Raw genomic sequence first — 841 nt, 5'->3', positions numbered from 1 at the left:
TTATAATGTCTTCTATGATTTTTGATTCTATAATTGAATTAGAAAATTCTCTTGATACCTGCATTTCATTTTCTTTTATACTTACTTTAATCATTCCTTTAAATCCTAGATATATTGAATTTATAAATCTTGAAACTGTTGTTTTATTCTTTTTAGAATAAGTAAAGTCAAGAAGTAAGAAATAAAATATTATAGTTATTACAGTATAAAATAGAATTTTTGGTATAAATATAGACAGAATATCATGAAAATTTTCAGTGAAAAATGAAAAATAATTACCTGTAGCATCTGGAAAAATAAATACATTTAATAATAAAAGAAAAATAACAACAATTACAGTTAAAGCAACTAGGGTTGCTTGTAAAAATGTTTTTAATTTATTAGGTCTCTCTAACATAGCATTTTTTAAATCAGTATTATTTTGTAGAATAAATTTTTTTAAGTTTTTAATATTAGAATTATCAATAAAATATTCAAACTTCATCTAATTCTCCCCCTATAGATAAACATTTATTAACATAATATAGTATATTTTAGGTGTTTTCAATATAATTTGTAAAATAATTAAAAATTTTTATCATTTAACTGTTTTAATATTTTAATACTTTTTAGAAGATGCTCCTATTATAATTAAGAACTTAGAAAAAAATATAGCTGTAATTTTACATGGAATAGATGGCACTATAACTATAGATGGAAATAATAAATTTTCTCATGTAGATTTTTGATAGTTTTTAAAATTATGATATAATACAAAACATTAAGACCAATGTGATTCTATTTAGTAGAAACAGCTTTTAAGGAGGTTTTAGTATGGGAGGTATTCCAGAAAGTTTAATAA

General features: G+C 20.7%; 1 protein-coding gene. It reads right to left on the bottom strand.

Going from position 1 to position 841, the window contains the following annotated elements:
- Positions 1 to 484: hypothetical protein (locus GBZ86_RS16390; RefSeq protein ID WP_152892440.1), on the bottom strand; the 484-nt coding region annotated here is incomplete at its 3' end.
- Positions 485 to 841: the final 357 nt, after the last annotated feature.

The organism is Clostridium tarantellae (genome assembly GCF_009295725.1).
Taxonomy (GTDB): domain Bacteria; phylum Bacillota; class Clostridia; order Clostridiales; family Clostridiaceae; genus Sarcina; species Sarcina tarantellae.
Note: the sequence above shows the minus strand (reverse complement) of the source record. Positions and strands in the feature narration are given on the sequence as shown.